1 pseudogene is annotated in these 683 nt (G+C 69.1%); it reads left to right on the top strand.

Features of this window, described 5'->3' with window-relative positions:
* Positions 1-683 (top strand): annotated as a pseudogene (locus tag Z164_RS21950) (anion permease); the annotation flags it as partial.

The following is a 683-nucleotide window of genomic DNA, read 5'->3' as shown; positions in this document are numbered from 1 at the left end:
CGAGTACATCAACGGCTTCCACGACACCGCCAATTCCATCGCCACGGTGGTCGCGACCAAGGTGCTCACGCCGCTGCAGGCGGTGGGCATGGCGGCAACGATGAACCTGATCGGCGCGCTGATGGGCACGGCGGAACCTGATCACCTGGTGGTTCGGGCTGCCGTCCTCGTCCTCGCACGCGCTGATCGGCGGCCTGATCGGCGCCGCGCTCGCGGCCGCCCACAACGACCTCGGCGTGGTGATCTGGTCGCAGCCGGGCGATCCGGTCTGGCGCAGCGAAGGCGTGGGCTTCGCCGTCGGCTTCCTGATGATGGGCCTGCTGTTCTTCGTCATCGCGATGATGGCGCGCGCCGGCGGCTGGCTGGCGCGGGCCGCGCGCCCGCGCTGGGTCAACGGCTTCTTCGGCAAGGCGCAGATCGTCAGCGCCTGGCCCACGGCGACATCGACACCTGGATCAAGGTCACCTGCGCCCTGGTCATGGCGGCCGGCACCGCCGCCGGCGGCTGGCGCATCATCAAGACGCTGGGCCACAAGCTGGTCAAGCTGCACCCCATCCACGTGATCCTGGGCGCGTCCTCGCTGGGCATCCCGGTCTCGACCACCCACAACATCTCCGCCGCGATCATGGGCGTGGGCACCGCCAAGCGGCTCAACGCGATCAAGTGGGGGGTGGTGAACAAGA

It is taken from the genome of Luteimonas huabeiensis HB2 (assembly GCF_000559025.1).
GTDB classification, from domain to species: Bacteria; Pseudomonadota; Gammaproteobacteria; order Xanthomonadales; family Xanthomonadaceae; genus Luteimonas; species Luteimonas huabeiensis.
The sequence above is the reverse complement of the archived record's forward strand: the minus strand, read 5'-3'. Positions and strand labels throughout refer to the sequence as shown.